At 56.5% G+C, this 16,513-nt stretch carries 15 protein-coding genes and 1 tRNA gene; 11 read left to right on the forward strand and 5 right to left on the reverse strand.

What is annotated here, in order from left to right; all coding sequences use genetic code 11:
* Positions 1–157 precede the first annotated feature (157 nt).
* The 3 genes from ELB75_RS07370 (at position 158) to ELB75_RS07380 (ending at position 885) form a co-directional block, all read left to right on the forward strand.
* Positions 158–460: an integration host factor subunit alpha gene (locus tag ELB75_RS07370; RefSeq protein ID WP_003822587.1), complete on the forward strand. Its 303-nt coding sequence runs from the start codon at positions 158–160 to the stop codon at positions 458–460.
* The gene (locus ELB75_RS07375) at positions 444–788 is read left to right on the forward strand and encodes a hypothetical protein (RefSeq protein ID WP_126983372.1); all 345 of its coding nucleotides are present in this window, start codon (positions 444–446) and stop codon (positions 786–788) included. The genes ELB75_RS07370 and ELB75_RS07375 overlap by 17 nt, the downstream gene beginning before the upstream one ends.
* 20 nt (positions 789–808) lie before the next feature.
* Positions 809–885 (forward strand) — tRNA-Pro (locus ELB75_RS07380).
* Positions 886–962: 77 nt separating this feature from the next.
* On the opposite strand, the gene ELB75_RS07385 is transcribed toward ELB75_RS07380, so the two are convergent.
* The 5 genes from ELB75_RS07385 to clpS all read right to left on the reverse strand — a co-directional run bounded on the left by ELB75_RS07385 (position 963) and on the right by clpS (position 6,370).
* A protein-coding gene (locus tag ELB75_RS07385; protein ID WP_126982866.1) for an IS5 family transposase occupies positions 963–1,758 on the reverse strand; the annotation gives its coding sequence in 2 pieces (ribosomal slippage) (positions 963–1,391 and positions 1,393–1,758; 795 coding nt in all).
* Positions 1,759–1,972: 214 nt separating this feature from the next.
* The gene (locus ELB75_RS07390; RefSeq protein ID WP_126983373.1) at positions 1,973–2,749 is read right to left on the reverse strand and encodes a ferredoxin--NADP reductase; all 777 of its coding nucleotides are present in this window, start codon (positions 2,747–2,749) and stop codon (positions 1,973–1,975) included.
* A gap of 221 nt (positions 2,750–2,970) precedes the next feature.
* Positions 2,971–3,516, reverse strand: coding sequence for a thermonuclease family protein (locus tag ELB75_RS07395; protein ID WP_126983374.1), 546 nt, complete (start codon positions 3,514–3,516; stop codon positions 2,971–2,973).
* A 247-nt stretch (positions 3,517–3,763) separates the two neighbouring features.
* A complete protein-coding gene (gene clpA / locus ELB75_RS07400; RefSeq protein WP_126983375.1) occupies positions 3,764–6,061 on the reverse strand; it encodes an ATP-dependent Clp protease ATP-binding subunit ClpA in 2,298 nt (765 codons plus the stop codon).
* A gap of 3 nt (positions 6,062–6,064) precedes the next feature.
* Positions 6,065–6,370 carry an ATP-dependent Clp protease adapter ClpS gene (gene clpS, locus ELB75_RS07405; RefSeq protein WP_064090746.1) on the reverse strand — a complete coding sequence of 102 codons (306 nt, stop codon included), beginning with the start codon at positions 6,368–6,370 and terminating at the stop codon, positions 6,065–6,067.
* Positions 6,371–6,818: 448 nt separating this feature from the next.
* On the opposite strand from clpS, the gene ELB75_RS07410 reads away from it, so the two are divergent.
* From ELB75_RS07410 to parE, 8 genes are all read left to right on the forward strand, one after another.
* On the forward strand, positions 6,819–7,022 hold the full coding sequence (locus tag ELB75_RS07410) for a cold-shock protein (protein ID WP_003822547.1): 204 nt from the start codon (positions 6,819–6,821) through the stop codon (positions 7,020–7,022).
* A 251-nt stretch (positions 7,023–7,273) separates the two neighbouring features.
* Positions 7,274–8,737, forward strand: a complete 1,464-nt coding sequence (locus tag ELB75_RS07415; RefSeq protein ID WP_126983376.1) for a DegQ family serine endoprotease — start codon at positions 7,274–7,276, stop codon at positions 8,735–8,737.
* Positions 8,738–8,824: 87 nt separating this feature from the next.
* Positions 8,825–10,765: an ATP-binding cassette domain-containing protein gene (locus ELB75_RS07420; protein ID WP_126983377.1), complete on the forward strand. Its 1,941-nt coding sequence runs from the start codon at positions 8,825–8,827 to the stop codon at positions 10,763–10,765.
* 1 nt (position 10,766) lies between these two features.
* Positions 10,767–11,273: a hypothetical protein gene (locus ELB75_RS07425; RefSeq protein WP_126983378.1), complete on the forward strand. Its 507-nt coding sequence runs from the start codon at positions 10,767–10,769 to the stop codon at positions 11,271–11,273.
* 92 nt (positions 11,274–11,365) lie between these two features.
* Positions 11,366–12,442 carry a peptide chain release factor 1 gene (gene prfA, locus ELB75_RS07430; RefSeq protein ID WP_126983379.1) on the forward strand — a complete coding sequence of 359 codons (1,077 nt, stop codon included), beginning with the start codon at positions 11,366–11,368 and terminating at the stop codon, positions 12,440–12,442.
* 81 nt (positions 12,443–12,523) lie between these two features.
* On the forward strand, positions 12,524–13,219 hold the full coding sequence (locus tag ELB75_RS07435) for an aspartate/glutamate racemase family protein (protein ID WP_126983380.1): 696 nt from the start codon (positions 12,524–12,526) through the stop codon (positions 13,217–13,219).
* 52 nt (positions 13,220–13,271) lie between these two features.
* Positions 13,272–14,240 (forward strand): D-glycero-beta-D-manno-heptose-7-phosphate kinase, encoded by a 969-nt coding sequence (rfaE1, locus tag ELB75_RS07440; RefSeq protein ID WP_126983381.1) that lies wholly within the window; start codon positions 13,272–13,274, stop codon positions 14,238–14,240.
* A gap of 153 nt (positions 14,241–14,393) precedes the next feature.
* Positions 14,394–16,367 (forward strand): DNA topoisomerase IV subunit B, encoded by a 1,974-nt coding sequence (gene parE, locus ELB75_RS07445; protein ID WP_126983382.1) that lies wholly within the window; start codon positions 14,394–14,396, stop codon positions 16,365–16,367.
* Positions 16,368–16,513 lie beyond the last annotated feature (146 nt).

A 16,513-nucleotide genomic window follows, 5' to 3' on the forward strand; every position in this document is an offset into this window, starting at 1 on the left:
GTTGCCAGCGAAATCCACTGTTAATAAACATAATGTACAGATTGCTACACAATCTACCGCTCTGTTTCACAGATTTTGCCACATACCCCAGCATTCGCTTGATTTCTAAAAAGTAATTAGCGATAATCCGCAGCTTAGCAACTTAGAGGTAAACCCAATGACACTCACCAAAGCAGAATTAGCCGATATTCTGGTAGAAAAAGTCAGCAATATCAGTAAGAACGATGCAAAAGAAATCGTTGAACTGTTCTTCGAAGAAATTCGCGCCACTTTAGAACGTGGCGAAGAAATCAAAATTTCCGGCTTCGGCAACTTCCAACTGCGTGACAAACCGCAGCGCCCCGGCCGCAACCCCAAAACCGGCAAAGAAGTGCCGATTACCGCCCGTCGGGTGGTAACCTTCCACGCCAGCCAAAAACTCAAAGGCATGGTGGAACACCACTATGGTAAACAAAACTGAACGCGCCCTGCCGCCCATTCCGGTTAAACGCTATTTCAGCCTGGAAGAATTGTGCTATCTGGCCGATATCCAGCCCGAACAGTTCTTCCAATGGCAGCAAGATAACGGCGTAGTAATCGGCCACGGCGGCAACCAATATACCCGGCAAGATGTGGTGAAAATCCGCAAATTAAGCGGCAGCTTCCCCACCTATATCGACCGTTTCAACCTAAACGGCCACGACAGCCTAAACCGCCCCGCGGCCACTGCTGAAGAAGTTCGGCAGGATTTGCAGGCAGTTTTAGAAAAAATCGAAGCAGTCCTTGCCAAGCCGCAAAAAACAGCTTAGAATTACTTTCTTCCGGAAGTCGGAGTGTGGCGCAGTCTGGTAGCGCACTTGCATGGGGTGCAAGGGGTCGAAGGTTCGAATCCTTTCACTCCGACCAAAAATCCAAAGGCTTAACCAACATGGTTAAGCCTTTTCTTATTACCTCTTCATACAATAGACCTCTTGCGAAAATATTCATCCCATCGCATTAACCAGTCCTGCAATCAGATTTGCCCTTAACCCGAACCGTTTCCGCCTGTTGCGGTAAGGCAGCGACAATATTTTGAATATCTTCAGTTTCCTGTTGATGTGCTCGATGACGGTTCTGAGTTTGCCTAACCGCCTGTTCGCCTCTTTATCCTGTTTGTCCGGCGGATGACGTTTGGATTTCTTTTTCGGGGTCTGTAATCCGGTTTTGGCCAATCCTTGATAACCCTTATCCGCAATGACTATTTTGTAGGGATAAAGCTCTGCAAGGTGCCTCTTGGCTAAACGCATGTCATGCCGGGCACCCATCCCCGTCCGGATGCTGATGATTTTTTCCGTTTCCCTGCCGTATATGACCCGGATTTTGACCGTGTGCCGCCTTTTCTTGCCGCTGTAATACTGCCGCTGTTTTTTTGGGACGTTCAATCGGGCTTTCGGTAACGTCAATGATGACCGTTTGGTCGCCCGGATTCTTGTGCTTTGGCAGGGAGAAGCGTTTGCAACGGATGAGGGCGTCCTCGGTTTTACGGATGGTGCGGCAGACATTGCTTTCGGAAAGGCCGTAGATGGCGGCCAATTCGAGTTGGGTATGGTAATGGCGCAGATAGCTTAGGGTAAGCAGCAGTTGGTCTGCCAAACCGAGCGTATGCGGCCTGCCCGACTTGACCTTCCGGCTTTCTGCTTCTGTGGTGACTTGCAGCATTTCGTGAAAAAGGACGGGCGTTACACCTGTGAGCCGTTTGAATTCCCTGTCGCTTCTTTGGATGAGGTTTTCGTATTTCATTTGGGAATTGTAAATTTTCAGGATACTTTCGCAATAGGTCTAATACTACCTAACTATAGTGGATTAACAAAAATCAGGACAAGGCGGCGAGCCGCAGACAGTACACACGTTACGGCAAGGTGAGCCAACGCCGTACTGGTTTAAATTTAATTCACTATAAAAAGGCTACCTGAAACTTCAGGTAGCCTTTTTCTGCATATCAAACAGTTAAACCTTATTGGTCCACAAACGCGCGTTCAATCAAATAATCGCCGCGCTGCCCCATTTTGGGCGACACAGTAAGACCGAAGCTGTTGAGCACATCACTGGTGTCTTTGAGCATGGCCGGGCTGCCGCACAGCATGGCGCGGTCGTCTTGCGGATTAATCGGCGGCAGGCCGATGTCTTCGAACAATTTGCCGCTCCGCATCAAATTAGTAAGGCGGCCTTGGTGTTGGAATTCCTCTCGAGAAACAATGGGGTAGTAAATCAGTTTCTCACGAATCATTTCACCCAGGTATTCGTGATTGGGCAGCTCTTGGGTGAAGCGGTCGTAGTAGGCGAGGTCTTTTTTGTAGCGCACGCCATGCACGAGAATTACTTTTTCAAATTGCTCATACACTTCCGGGTCTTTGGTGATGCTCAAGAACGGGGCGATACCGGTACCGGTGGAAAGCAGATAGAGGTGCTTGCCGGGGTTTAAATCGCCGCAAATCAGGGTGCCGGTAGGCTTTTTGCTGATGAGCACTTCGTCGCCGACTTTGAGGTGCTGCAGGCGGCTGGTGAGCGGGCCGTCGGGCACTTTGATGCTGAAAAATTCGAGATGCTCTTCCCAGTTGGCGGAAGCCACGCTGTAGGCGCGCATCAGGGGTTTGCCGTCCACCAACAGGCCGACCATGACGAATTGGCCGTTTTCAAAACGCAGGCTGTCGTCGCGGGTGCAGGTGAAGGTGAAATAGGCATCGGTCCAGTGGTGTACGGACAGAACTTTTTGTGTGTTGAAGGCTGCCATATTGTCTTTCTGAATGAAGTGAATCCGCACGGCGGCGGAAAATTTGCGAATTATAGCATTGTGTTGGCAGGGATAGGGATTTCGCGAACGATTTTGACTAAGCAGCTACCTGGCTTTGGCCAAGCGCATTAGTTCATTTTAGTTTCGTTGGGACTTACATTTTAATGAAACTCGCGGCTTCGTTTTGGCGAAACTCACTACGTTCGTTTTCAGGTAGCCTTTCAATGTCGATACTGTTGCGGCTGCCGGTGCCGGAACTGCCAAGGCGCCTGCGGAGAAGCTTGCCGCCACAGGCCGAGCTGCTGGCTTTTGGCTTGCGCTTCAGCTTCGGCATAGGCGGCATATTCGGCCTCGCTCTGCCATTCGTGGGCGTAGCGGCGGTAGTGCCAGGCACAACCGTCGGCCACCTGCTGTCGGTTGATGTCATGGCCGTTCAGGCGGATTTGTGCCACTTTGCGGCCGTAGCGGTCGGTATCCACGATTGCAGCCTGCACTTGCCGATGCAGCACTTGTCCGGCCAAACGGTCGCGGCAAGCTTTGCCCTGGGCTTGCTCCAATTCCGGCGCATCAATGCCGGCAAGGCGGATTTTATGCCTCTGGCCGGAACTGTCTTGCAAATGCAGCGTATCACCGTCCCACACGCGCACCACTTCGCCGCTGATGATGTTGCCCCGGGCGGGCTCGGCACTGGCAGTCAAGGTGGAGCAGGCGGCCAAAAACAAGGCGCAACCGACAATACTATTTCTAACAAGGTTTATTACACTCATTTCGACAAAACCTGCCGTATTCGTTTTCAGGTAGCCTTTGTTTGGAAAATAGTCTTAATAAATCAATATTATAGTGAATTAACAAAAACCAGTACAGCGTTGGCTCGCCTTGCCGTAACGTGTGTACTGTCTGCGGCTCGCCGCCTTGTCCTGATTTTTGTTAATCCACTATATCATTCATAATACAGGCTACCTGAAAGCAGACGAATGGCTTCAAAAAAGAAATCCCGCCTCGTTTCAAACCGAATCAGCCGTTGGCATCCGCCACTTTGCCGCGTTTGGTTTTGGCGGCCGAGAAGGCGAGGGTTACTTTATCGGACTTGGTGTCGTAGCCGATGGTTACCTCGCCGCCTTTGCTTAGGCGGCCGAACAGGAGCTCGTCGGCGAGCAGGCGGCGGATTTTGTCTTGAATCAGCCGCTGCATGGGGCGTGCGCCCATTTGCGGATCAAAGCCCTGCTCGGCCAGATAGCTGCGCAGGCCGGTGGTGAAGTGGGCTTCCACGTTTTTTGCCAACAGCTGCTGCTCCAAGGCAAGCAGGAATTTGTCGGTTACCTTAGCGATGACTTCGTTGTCTAACGGGGCAAAGGAAATCACGGCATCCAGGCGGTTGCGGAATTCGGGAGTGAAGGCCTTTTTCAGCGCTTCGCCCTCGTCGCCGCTCATGCGCTGGCGGGTGAAGCCGAGCACGGGGCGGCTGAGGCTTTCGGCACCGGCATTGGTGGTCATGATTACGATGGCGTTGCGGAAGTCGGTTTTGCGGCCGTTGTTGTCGGTGAGCGTGCCATAGTCCATGATTTGCAACAGGATATTGTGCACATCGGTGTGGGCTTTTTCGATTTCGTCCAAAAGCAGCACGCAGAAAGGCTGCTTGTTTACCGCTTCGGTAAGCAGGCCGCTCTGCTCGAAGCCGACATAGCCCGGCGGTGCGCCGATGAGGCGGGCCACGGCGTGGCGTTCCATGTATTCGGACATATCGAAGCGTTGCAGCGGCACACCCAAAATGAAGGCAAGCTGGCGGGCGACTTCGGTTTTGCCCACACCGGTGGGGCCGGAAAACAGGAAGCTGCCGATGGGCTTTTCCACCGCTCCCAGACCGGAGCGGGACATCTTAATGGCGGCAGCCAATGCTTCAATCGCCGCATCTTGGCCGAACACCATGTTTTTCAGGTTGCGCTCCAAATGGCGCAACACTTCTTTATCGTCTTTGGAAACAGTTTGCTCGGGAATGCGGGCGATTTTGGCCACCACTTCTTCAATCTGCGCGGCTTCAATCACTTTGCGCCGTTTGTCGACAGGCAGGATGCGCTGGGCGGCGGCGGCTTCGTCAATCAAATCGATGGCCTTATCGGGCAGGAAGCGGTCGTTCAGGTAGCGTACCGAAAGCTCGGCGGCGGCATTCAGGGCGTGCTGGGAAAAGCGGATTTGGTGGAAGTCTTCGAGCGCGGGTTGCAGGCCTTTCAGGATTTCCACGGTTTCAGCCACACTGGGTTCGGGCACATCGATTTTCTGGAAACGGCGGCTTAAGGCGTGGTCTTTGGCGAAAATGGTACGGTATTCGTCATAAGTGGTGGCACCGATACAGCGCAGATGGCCTTTGGAGAGGGCGGGTTTGAGCAGGTTGGAGGCATCCATAGTACTGCCGGTGGTGCTGCCTGCGCCGATGATGGTGTGGATTTCGTCAATAAACAGGATGGAATGCTCGATTTTGGCCAGCTCTTTGAGTACAGCCTTGATGCGGGCTTCAAAATCGCCACGATATTTGGTACCGGCCAGGAGCGAGCCCATATCCAGTGCAAACACAGTGGCGCCGGCAAGTGCGTCAGGCACATCGCTGTGTTCCAAACGATAGGCCAAGCCTTCGGCCAACGCAGTTTTGCCCACACCGGCCTCACCCACCAAAAGCGGGTTGTTTTTGCGGCGGCGGCACAGGGTTTGCATGAGGCGTTCCAACTCCATGGCGCGGCCGACCAGCGGGTCGATACGCCCTTCGCGTGCTTCAATATTAAGGTTGACGGTATATTTGGCCAAGGCATGACGGATCGGTTTGCCCTCTTCATCGCCTTCTTGTTCAACTTCGTCGCCTTTATCGGCTTCCGCTATGCGATCCGGCACGATGCCGTGCGCGATGTAGTTGAGAATCTCGCTGCGGCCAATCGACTGCAAGCCCAGGAAATACACGGCATGGCTGTTTTTTTCCGACATAATCGCCACCAACACGTCCACCGGCTGCACCTGCCGTTTGCCTGCCGACTGCACATGCACAATCGCTCGCTGAATCACTCGCTGGAAGCCGAGCGTGGGCTGGGTGTCGCTACCGGCTGGCGAATCCTCGGGCAGTATCGGCGTATTCTCTTCAATGCTGATGGCCAGCTGTTCGGCCAAAACCGGGATATTCGCACCGCAGCTTTGCAGCACCGCCCGCACTTCGTCGCTCTCCTGCACCAGCGAGAGCAACAGGTGTTCGATGCCGATAAATTCATAGCGCTGCATGCGCGCATCGGCATAAATCACCTGCAAAATGCTTTCCAATTCTTTCGACAACATGGCTCACACCTCCTCAACCGTACTCAGCAGCGGATGCCCGGCCTGCCGGGCAAGGTTTTGCACTTGCTGATGCTTGGTATCAGCAATATCTTTTTGGTAAACACCACACAGGCCTTTGCCTTCGTGATGCACTTGCAGCATCACCGCCTCCGCCCGGTTTTCAGGTAGCCTGAAAACATCAGTAAGCAAACCAACCACAAAATCCATCGGCGTATAATCATCATTCAGCAAAAATACGCCGTATTTCTTGGGCGGCGGCGCGTTTTCCCGGATAACTTCCGGTCGGAGCGCCTGTTCGGTATCAGACATAACTCTAATTCTTCAAGATGTGTTGCATTCGGCTGAAACTTATCGACTTCCCGCCGCAGGCAAAGCCTGCCTATGCGGCAGAGGGAAAACGATGGCTCCAAGCCTAATCGGTTTTATATTGTAAATCAAACCTGTTTGCAGGCTGCCGTTTTTTAAGCAACCCGACTGCCAGATGATGCCAGCAAATTATATTCAACCACACGATGAAATACAAAATAAGGGCAAACGCTCAGATTTCTGTCTTTTTTTTGCGATTTTTAACGTTATTATTCAAACATTACTTGACTGTTAATTCCAGCTGCGCGAAACTTACTCACGCAAGCGCGGCAGGCCGGATAAATTGCTCCGGCTCGGCAGCTGAACAAACCGTTTTACCCAACACAGTCGTTTTCCTGCTTTGCCAACCCTGCTTTTTCCGATATTTTGTTTTTTAGATAGGATGTATTGTATGGCAACTGGTACTGTTAAATGGTTTAACGATGCTAAAGGTTTTGGTTTCATCACTCCCGATGAAGGCGGCGAAGATTTGTTTGCCCACTTCTCAGCCATCAACATGAATGGCTTCAAAACCCTGAAAGAGGGTCAGAAAGTTTCTTTTGAAGTAACCACCGGCCCGAAAGGCAAACAAGCCTCCAATATCCAACCGGCCTAAATAGCCGCTTATGTGAAAAGACAGGTAACGGCCTGTCTTTTTGTGCTTTCATGCCTCCCTAACTTCACTTAAAGGCTACCTGAAAACATATCTCGACAAGGCCGCAGCTTGGCTATAGCGGGTTTCACCCCGCCAAACTCACACACTCCCAGCACATCCCGCCAAAGCAAGGCAACCCTGCCCGCCATAGCTAATTAAATGCTTTAGTTATACAATACCTACCCGCCTGCCAATACAATATTGTTGTTACCATGCCAAACACCACCCGCCCCCTCCTTTCTCTCCTACTCGCCCTACTACTCTTAGGCGGATGCGGCAAAGAAGAAGCCCCCGCCACCGGCGATTCTGAGTTTGTCCGCACCGTGAGCGCACCCTCAGGCGGTACCGATATGCTGCTGCCCGACTTCACCAAACTGGTCGAACAGGAAGGCGGCGCCGTGGTTAATATTCAGGCCAGCCGCACCAATGAAAACACCACACAGGCCGGTGGAGAAGACAATATCGACCAACTGCCCGAAAACGACCCCTTCTCCGAGTTTTTCAAACGCCTGCAGCCCAACCAAGCCGATTTAGCCGATCCGGGCGACGACGAATACAATTTCGGCTCCGGCTTCCTCATTAGCTCCGACGGCTACATCCTCACCAATACCCACGTCCTCAGCGGCATGAACAGCATCAAAGTCGTGCTCAACAACCGCCGTGAATACACCGCCCGCCTAGTCGGCTCCGACACCCAAACCGACATCGCCCTCTTAAAAATCGATGCGCAAGACTTGCCCACCGTCAAAATCGGCGACCCCAAAACCCTGCGCGTAGGCGAATGGGTAGCCGCCATCGGCGCACCCTTCGGCTTCGACAACAGCGTAACCGCCGGCATCGTTTCCGCCAAAGGCCGCAGCCTGCCCAATGAAAACTACACCCCTTTCATCCAAACCGACGTGGCCATCAACCCCGGCAACTCCGGCGGCCCGCTGTTCAACCTGCGCGGGCAAGTGGTGGGCGTAAACTCCCAAATCTACAGCCAATCCGGCGGCTTTATGGGCATCTCCTTCGCCATCCCCATCGATGTGGCCATGAACGTGGCCGACCAGTTGCGCCGCAACGGCAAAGTTGAGCGCGGCCGCATCGGCGTAGTGATTCAAGAAGTAAACTACGATTTAGCCAAATCCTTCGGCCTCGAAGCCGCCAATGGCGCGCTGATTTCGCAGGTAACCCCTGGCGGTCCCGCCGACAAAGCCGGTCTCCAGCCCGGCGATATCGTGCAAAGCGTGAACGGCGAAAACGTGAAAGCCTCCAGCGACCTGCCCGTGCTCGTCGGCATGATGCCGCCCGGCACCCGGCTAACCCTCGGCATTTGGCGCAACGGCAAACGCGAAGAAGTACAAGTCACCCTCGGTTCTAGCAACACCGGCAGCGCCGATGCCGGCAACCCATCCGGCAGTGCCGCCAATGCCGATAACGGCAGCGGCTTCACCTCCGAACCTACCGGCCTGCAACTGCGCAGCCAAGGGCAAGGCCTCTTGGTTTTGCAGGTTGAAGGTGCAGCCCAACAGGCCGGCCTGCGGCGCGGCGACATCATCCTAATGGTAAACCGCACCGCCGTGAGCGATGAAAACAGCTTCAACCAAGCCCTCAACCACGCCGACCGCACCGTCGCCCTACTCATCCAGCGCGGCAACAGCAAGCTGTTTTTAGCGTTGGAATTACACCATTAGCCGAACCGCACAGCAAAGGCTACCTGAAAAATATTTTTCAGGTAGCCTCTTCATCTAAAAAATTCAGATTCCCACATATCAAACAGCATGATAGAAATCAACCGCCTCACCCTCCAGCGCGGCAGCAATGTTTTGCTCGAACAAGCCTCCGCTCGCATCGCCCCCGGCCGCCGGGTCGGCCTCATCGGCAAAAACGGCAGCGGCAAATCCAGCCTGTTTGCCCTGATTAAAGGCGAAATCGGTGCCGACGCCGGCGACATCCACCTGCCCCCACATTGGAAACTCGCCACCGTAGCGCAAGAAACCCCCGCTCTGGAAACCAGCTCACTGGATTACGTGTTGCAAGGCGATGCCGAGCTGCAAACTTTTCAGATAGCCCTAAAGCAGGCCGAAGCGCAAAACGACGGGCACGCCATTGCAGAATGCCACGCCAAGCTTGAAGAAATCAATGCCTACAGCGCGCCCGCCCGCGCAGCCAAACTACTGAACGGTCTGGGCTTTAGCCAAGCCGAACACAGCCGCCCCGTCAAAGCCTTTTCCGGCGGCTGGCGCATGCGCCTCAATCTCGCCCAAGCCCTCATGTGCCGCGCCGACCTGCTCCTGCTCGACGAACCCACCAACCACCTCGACCTCGAAACCGTGTTGTGGCTGGAAAACCACCTCGCCGCCCTGCCCTGTACCCAAATCATCATCTCCCACGACCGCGACTTCCTCAACGCCGCCACCAACCACACCATCGAGCTCGTCCAGCGCCAATTGCACAGCTACAGCGGCAACTACGACTTCTACCAGCAGCAACGCGCCCAACGCCTTGCCAACCAGCAGGCCGCCTACGTCAAACAGCAGGCGCACATCCAGCACCTCCAATCCTTCATCGACCGCTTCAAAGCCAAAGCCACCAAGGCCAAACAAGCCCAAAGCCGCGTAAAAGCCCTGGCCAAACTCGAGCTCGTCGCCCCCGCCCACCTCGACAGCAGCTTCAGCTTCTCCTTTCCCCCGCCCGAACACCTGCCCAACCCCCTGCTCAAGCTCGAACAAGTCGATCTCGGCTACGGCGGCCACACCGTCCTGCACCAAATCACCCTCTCGCTCGAGAGCGGCGCCCGCCTCGGCCTGCTCGGCGTCAACGGCAGCGGCAAATCCACCTTCATCAAAGCCCTTTCAGGTAGCCTCGAGCCCCAAAGCGGCCAAATCATCCGTACCGACAAACTCAAAATCGGCTACTTCGCCCAGCACCAGCTCGACACCCTGCGCGCCGACCAAAGCCCGCTGTGGCACATTCAGCGCCTCAGCCCCGAAGCCAAAGAACAAGACATCCGCAACTTCCTCGGCGGATTCGACTTCGCCGGCGACATGGCCGTCCAGCCCGTCGCCCCCTTTTCCGGCGGCGAAAAAGCCCGCCTCGCACTGGCCGTTATCGTGTGGCAACAGCCCAACCTGCTCCTGCTGGATGAGCCCACCAACCACCTCGACCTCGACATGCGCCACGCCCTCACCCTCGCCCTGCAAAGCTTCCAAGGTGCGCTTATCGTCGTTTCCCACGACAGAAGCCTGCTCGAAGCCACTACCGACAGCTTCCTGCTCATCGACCAAGGCTACCTGAAAACTTTCGAAGGCGACCTCAACGACTACCGCCGCCTGCGTCTGGCCCAAAGCAACCCGGAAGCCGCCCCGCCTTCTTCTGCCGCCGGCCAAAACCGCAAAGACGAAAAACGCCTCGCCGCCCAAATCCGCCAGCAACGCGCCCAGCGCGGCAAACCCATTCAGCAGAAAATCGAGAAAGCCGAACAGCTCATGGCCAAACTCAGCACCGAGCAAGCCGAATGCGAAGCCTTCCTCGCCGACGAAGAAGCATATAAGGAACACAATAAAGCCAAATTGCACCAATACTTAGCCAAAACAGCCGAAGTCAAAGTACAATTAGCACAAATAGAAGAAGACTGGCTCGCCCTGCAGGAAGAACTGGAAGCCGTATATCAGGCAGTTGAGCAGGAATTCGGCCAGCAAACATTAGAAAAGGGAAAATAAAATGCAGAAAACTACATTACTTACCATTTTCGCCCTAAGCTGCCTCAGTGCAGCCGCCGGCCCCGTTTATTCCTGCGGCAACGGCAGCTACAGCAGCAAACCCGGCCCCGGCTGCCAACGTGCCGACCTGCCCACTATCGGCCGCTACAGTGCCGCCCGGCCGCGCCCCACACCTGCGCCCGTTGCCGCCGCACCCGCTCCGCAGCGCGCCGCCGTCGGCGGCCAGCAGGCCGCCGTATATCATGCGCCCGCCCCGCAGCCCGTGGCTGCAGCCGCCCCCTCCAGCCGCACCAACAGCGGCCGCCGCATGATTCTCGAGCAAGAGCTGGCCAACGAGCGCCGCGCCCTGGCCACCGCGCAAAGAGCGCTCACCGAAAGCCGCACCATGCCCAAAGGCGACGGCGCAGCCTACCAGGCCCACCAAGCCCGCGTCAGCAGCCTGCAAAGCGACGTGCTCGACCGCCAGCAAAACATCCAAGCCCTGCAGCGCGAACTCAGCCGCATGTAGGCACGGCGGCAAACCCGGCCGCATTTGCTATAATCCTTTTCAGGTAGCCTCTATCGTTTGAGGCTACCTGAAAATTGTTTGAAAGAGCCCACATGAAACCCCCCGTTCTCGACAAACTCCAATCCCTCTCCGAGCGGCTCGAAGAAGTAACCGCCCTGCTCAGCACCCCCGAGGCCACCGCCGACATCAACCGCTTCCGCCAGCTCAACCAAGAGCACGCCGAGCTCACCCCCGTAGTGGAAGCCTACCGCCAATACCGCCAAGCCGAAAGCGACCTTGCCGACGCTGAAGACATGCTGGCCGACCCCGAAATGAAAGACTTCGCCGCCGAAGAAATCGAGGCCGCCAAAGCCAAAATCGAAACGCTGGATACCGAGCTGCAAAAGCTTTTATTGCCCAAAGACGAAGACGACGGCAAAAATATTTTCCTTGAAGTCCGCGCCGGCACCGGCGGCGACGAAGCCGCCCTGTTTGCCGCCGATTTGCTGCGCATGTACACTCGCTATGCCGAGCGCAACCGCTGGCAGGTCGAAATCGTTTCCGCCAACGAAAGCGATTTGGGCGGCTACAAAGAAGTCATCGCCCGCATCGCCGGCATCGGCGCCTACGGCCGGCTCAAATTTGAAAGCGGCGGCCACCGCGTGCAGCGCGTGCCCGCCACTGAAAGCCAAGGCCGCATCCACACCTCCGCCTGCACCGTGGCCGTGATGCCCGAAGCCGACGAGCTCGAAGAAATCCAGCTCAACCCCGCCGAACTGCGCATCGACACCTTCCGCGCATCCGGCGCCGGCGGCCAGCACATCAACAAAACCGACTCCGCCATCCGCATCACCCACCTGCCCACCGGCATGGTAGTGGAATGCCAAGACGGCCGCAGCCAGCACGCCAATAAAGCCCAAGCCATGAAAGTGCTCGCCGCCCGCCTGAACGACAAACAAAAGCGCGAAGCCCAAGCCAAAGAAGCCGCCGAACGCAAATCTCTCATCGGCAGCGGCGACCGCAGCGAACGCATCCGCACCTACAACTACCCGCAAGGTCGCGTTACCGACCACCGCATCAACCTCACCCTGCACAAGCTCGACTTCGTGATGGACGGCGATATGGAAGAAATTACCAACGCCCTGATTGCCGAACACCAGGCCGAACTCCTGGCCGCCATGGGCGAATAAGTTTTAACGCTGCCGGATTGCATTTTCAGGTAGCCCATACTGCCCGCAGGCTACCTGAAACCCACCCGGAAGAAAGACCACATGAACACACTCGGCATCATCGGCGGCATGTCGCCCGAAAGTACCGCCGCCTACTACACCCAAATCAACCGCCTCATCAACCGGCAAAAAGGCGGCAACCACAGCGCGCCCATCCTACTTGCCAGCGTTGAATTTCAAGAAATCGTGGATTGCCAGCAGCGCGGCGATTGGCACAAAGCCGGCGAAATCCTCACCCAAGCCGCCCGTACTCTGGAGCAGGCCGGCGCAAATGCCATCCTCCTGGCCACCAACACCATGCACAAAGTTGCCGCCCCGATACAGGCCGCCATCGGCGTGCCCTTCCTGCATATTTTAGACAGCGTGGCCGAACGCATCCGCGCACAAGGCATCCGTACCGTCGGCCTGCTCGGCACACGCTTTACCATGCAGGACGCGTTCTACCGCGAAGGCCTGGCCGAACGCGGCATCCAAACCATCGTGCCGGATGAAGGCGCGCAGGCCGAAATCCACCGCATCATTTTCGAAGAGCTCTGCGTGGGCAACTTTCCCGAAAACAGCCGCTGCTTCTATGTGCAAACCATCGAACGGCTGGCCGCCCAAGGCGCACAGGGCATCATCCTCGGCTGCACCGAAATCGGCCTGCTGGTGCGCCCCGAAGACACTGCCGCGCCGCTGTTCGACACCACGGAAATCCACGTGCAGGCCGCCGCTGAATTTATTTTGCAGGCCGCCTGACTGACATCGTTTTTCAGGTAGCCTGCCCCCCATCCATACGAGGTTAGCCATTATGCCAACATTGCCAGCCAACCTAATTTCGCTCCTCCAATCCGCCCGCGTGCTGGTGGTGGGCGACACCATGCTCGACCGCTACTGGTTTGGCGAGGTGGAGCGTATTTCTCCCGAGGCCCCTGTGCCTGTGGCCAAAATCGAGCGCATGGATCAGCGCGCCGGCGGCGCCGGCAACGTGGCGCGCAATATCGCAGCCCTGGGTGGGCAGGCAGCCCTGTTGTCGGTGGTTGGCCAAGACGAGGCCGCCAACGAACTGGAAAAAATCATCCAAAGCAACGGAGTGCAAACCTTTTTAGAGCGCGACGAAACCATTGACACCACCGTGAAACTGCGTGTACTCTCACGCAACCAGCAGCTTTTGCGCATTGATTTTGAAGAGAAGCCCAGCCAAGACGTGCTGGATCGGCTCAACCGCCGTTTCCGCAGCCTGCTGCCGGACTATGATGCGGTTATCCTTTCCGATTACGGCAAAGGCTGCCTGTTTCAGGTAGCCGATATGATTGATTTCGCCCGCGAGCACAATAAACCCGTGTTGATCGACCCCAAAGGCGATGACTACGAAAAATACGCCGGCGCCAGCATCATCACCCCCAACCGCAACGAACTGCGCCAAGTGGTCGGCTCGTGGGGCAACGAAGCCGAGCTCATCGAAAAAGCCGAAGCCCTGCGCCGCCACCTGCAATTAAACGCCATCCTGCTCACCCGCAGCGAAGAAGGCATGAGCCTCTATGAGCCCGACCACATCAGCCACCAACCCACCCGCGCGCAGGAAGTGTTCGACGTATCCGGCGCGGGCGACACCGTCATCGCCACCGTAGGCCTCGGCCTGGCCGCCAAACTGGATTTGCGCCAAGCCATGCACATCGCCAACGCCGCCGCCGGCGTGGTGGTGGCCAAACTCGGCACCGCCGTGTGCAGCCAGGCCGAACTGCTCGCCGCCTTGCAGCAAGATGTCGAGGCAGGCTAAAGCCCAGCCCCATTCCCAATCCAGGCTACCTGAAATTTTGTTCCACTCGTTTTCAGGTAGCCTGTTTCTTGTATGCCCGGCACAGCTTGGATAGCCATAAATCGCCAATCCTAATATGCTAAAATAGGCCGAATTTAAAACGTGAACACACCCATGACCAAGCAATACTCAGAAAGCAGCATCAAAGTCCTCAAAGGACTGGAGCCGGTGAAAGAACGCCCCGGCATGTACACCCGTACCGACAGCCCCACCCACATCTGCCAGGAAGCCATCGACAATGCTGCCGACGAAGCGCTGGGCGGCTTCGCCAGCCGCATCGATGTGGAAATCCATGAAGACGGCTCGCTCTCCGTATCCGACAACGGGCGCGGCATCCCCGTGGGGCTGCATCCCGAAGAAAACGTGCCCGTGGTCGAGCTCGTGTTTACCCGCTTGCATGCCGGCGGCAAATTCAACAAAACCAGCGGCGACGGCGCTTATGCCTTCTCCGGTGGCCTGCACGGCGTGGGCGTATCCGTAACCAACGCCCTCTCCCGCCGCCTCGAAGTGGCCGTGCGCCGCGAAGGGCGCGAATACCGCATCGCCTTTGCCGGCGGCGACGTGGTCGAGCCCTTGGCCGAAACCGGCAAATGCCCCGCCAAAGACAGCGGCACCACCCTGCGCATCTGGCCCGATGCCCGCTACTTCGGAAGCCCCAACTACGACATCGCCGAAATCGAACGCCTGCTGCGCGCCAAAGCCGTACTGCTGCCCGGCGTAACCGTTACCCTCACCCGCCGGCGCAACGGCCTGCCCGAAACCCAAACCTGGCACTACCCCGACGGCCTGGAAGGCTACCTGAAAACCCTGCTGGCCGGGCAGGAAAACACCCTGCCCCTGCTTACCCTGCAAAACCACGTTTCAGGTAGCCATCATGGCGATTTTACCGACGGCGAAGGCGTATCCTGCGCCCTCACCTGGCTGGAAGAAGGCCGCATCACCACCGAGAGCTATGTCAACCTCATCCCCACCCCCGCCGGCGGCACCCACGAAGCCGGGCTCAAACAAGCCCTGTTCAACGCCGTATCCAACTTCATCACCCACCACAACCTCTTGCCGCGCGGCGTGAAAATCCAAAGCGACGACGTATTCAACCGCGTCGCCTTCGTGCTTTCCGTGCGCATGCTCGACCCGCAATTCCAAGGTCAAACCAAAGACAAACTCACCAACCGCGACGCGCTCAAACTCGTGGCCGCCCTCGCCGGCGACCCCGTCGAACTGTGGCTCAACCAAAACCTCGAAGCCGGCAAGAAAATTGCCGAGCTCGCCATCAAACAAGCCCAAGAGCGCATGCGTTCGGTGAAGAAAATCGAAAAACGCAAAGGCAGCGGTATTTCCGTGCTGCCCGGCAAGCTCACCGACTGCGAAAGCGAAGACATCCGCGAAAACGAGCTTTTCCTTGTGGAAGGCGATTCCGCCGGCGGCTCCGCCAAACTCGCCCGCGACCGCAACACCCAAGCCATCCTGCCCCTGCGCGGCAAAGTGCTCAACAGCTTCGAAGTGCACCGCGACCAACTCTTCGCCAACACCGAAATCCACGATATTTCCGTGGCCATCGGCGTAGACCCGCATGGCGAAGGCGACAATCCCGACCTCTCCGGCCTGCGCTACGGCAAAATCGCCATCCTCTCCGATGCCGACGTCGACGGCTCGCACATCCAAGTGCTGCTGCTCACCCTCTTCTACCGCCATTTCCCCGAGCTCATCCGCCGCGGCCACATCTACGTTGCCCAGCCGCCACTGTTCCGCGTGGACGTCTCCGCCCAAGGCAAGAAAAAAACCGCACGCAAATTCTACGCCCTCGACCAAGCCGAGCTCGAAGGCATTCTGGAAAAACTGCGCAAAGAAGGCCTGCGCGAAAACCAATATTCCATCAGCCGCTTCAAAGGCCTGGGTGAAATGAACCCCGACCAGCTCAAAGACACCACCATGCACCCCGACACCCGCCGCCTGCTACGCGTGCATATCCCCGAACACAGCAGCGAACCCACTCGCGAAGTGTTCGTCAAACTCATGGGCAAAGGCGAATCCGCCCAGCGCCGCAGCTGGATGGAAGCCGAAGGCGACAAAGCCGAGCTGGATATTTAAAGCCATAAGCAAAGGCTACCTGAAATATTGCTTAATTTTCAGGTAGCCTTTCATTCCATATCAAACTTAAATTAATCATATAAATATCATTAAGTTACATCGATTTCCTAGCCATAAAACCACCGGCAGGCTATAATACGCGGCTG

This window comes from Eikenella corrodens, assembly GCF_003990355.1.
Lineage (GTDB): Bacteria > Pseudomonadota > Gammaproteobacteria > Burkholderiales > Neisseriaceae > Eikenella > Eikenella corrodens_B.

Coding starts and splice junctions, on each gene's coding strand:
- ELB75_RS07370 (WP_003822587.1), top strand. CDS start 158: ATGACACTCACCAAAGCAGAATTAGCCGATATTCTGGTAGAAAAAGTC.
- ELB75_RS07375 (WP_126983372.1), top strand. CDS start 444: ATGGTAAACAAAACTGAACGCGCCCTGCCGCCCATTCCGGTTAAACGC.
- ELB75_RS07390 (WP_126983373.1), bottom strand. CDS start 2,749: ATGGCAGCCTTCAACACACAAAAAGTTCTGTCCGTACACCACTGGACC.
- ELB75_RS07395 (WP_126983374.1), bottom strand. CDS start 3,516: ATGAGTGTAATAAACCTTGTTAGAAATAGTATTGTCGGTTGCGCCTTG.
- clpA (WP_126983375.1), bottom strand. CDS start 6,061: ATGTTGTCGAAAGAATTGGAAAGCATTTTGCAGGTGATTTATGCCGAT.
- clpS (WP_064090746.1), bottom strand. CDS start 6,370: ATGTCTGATACCGAACAGGCGCTCCGACCGGAAGTTATCCGGGAAAAC.
- ELB75_RS07410 (WP_003822547.1), top strand. CDS start 6,819: ATGGCAACTGGTACTGTTAAATGGTTTAACGATGCTAAAGGTTTTGGT.
- ELB75_RS07415 (WP_126983376.1), top strand. CDS start 7,274: ATGCCAAACACCACCCGCCCCCTCCTTTCTCTCCTACTCGCCCTACTA.
- ELB75_RS07420 (WP_126983377.1), top strand. CDS start 8,825: ATGATAGAAATCAACCGCCTCACCCTCCAGCGCGGCAGCAATGTTTTG.
- ELB75_RS07425 (WP_126983378.1), top strand. CDS start 10,767: ATGCAGAAAACTACATTACTTACCATTTTCGCCCTAAGCTGCCTCAGT.
- prfA (WP_126983379.1), top strand. CDS start 11,366: ATGAAACCCCCCGTTCTCGACAAACTCCAATCCCTCTCCGAGCGGCTC.
- ELB75_RS07435 (WP_126983380.1), top strand. CDS start 12,524: ATGAACACACTCGGCATCATCGGCGGCATGTCGCCCGAAAGTACCGCC.
- rfaE1 (WP_126983381.1), top strand. CDS start 13,272: ATGCCAACATTGCCAGCCAACCTAATTTCGCTCCTCCAATCCGCCCGC.
- parE (WP_126983382.1), top strand. CDS start 14,394: ATGACCAAGCAATACTCAGAAAGCAGCATCAAAGTCCTCAAAGGACTG.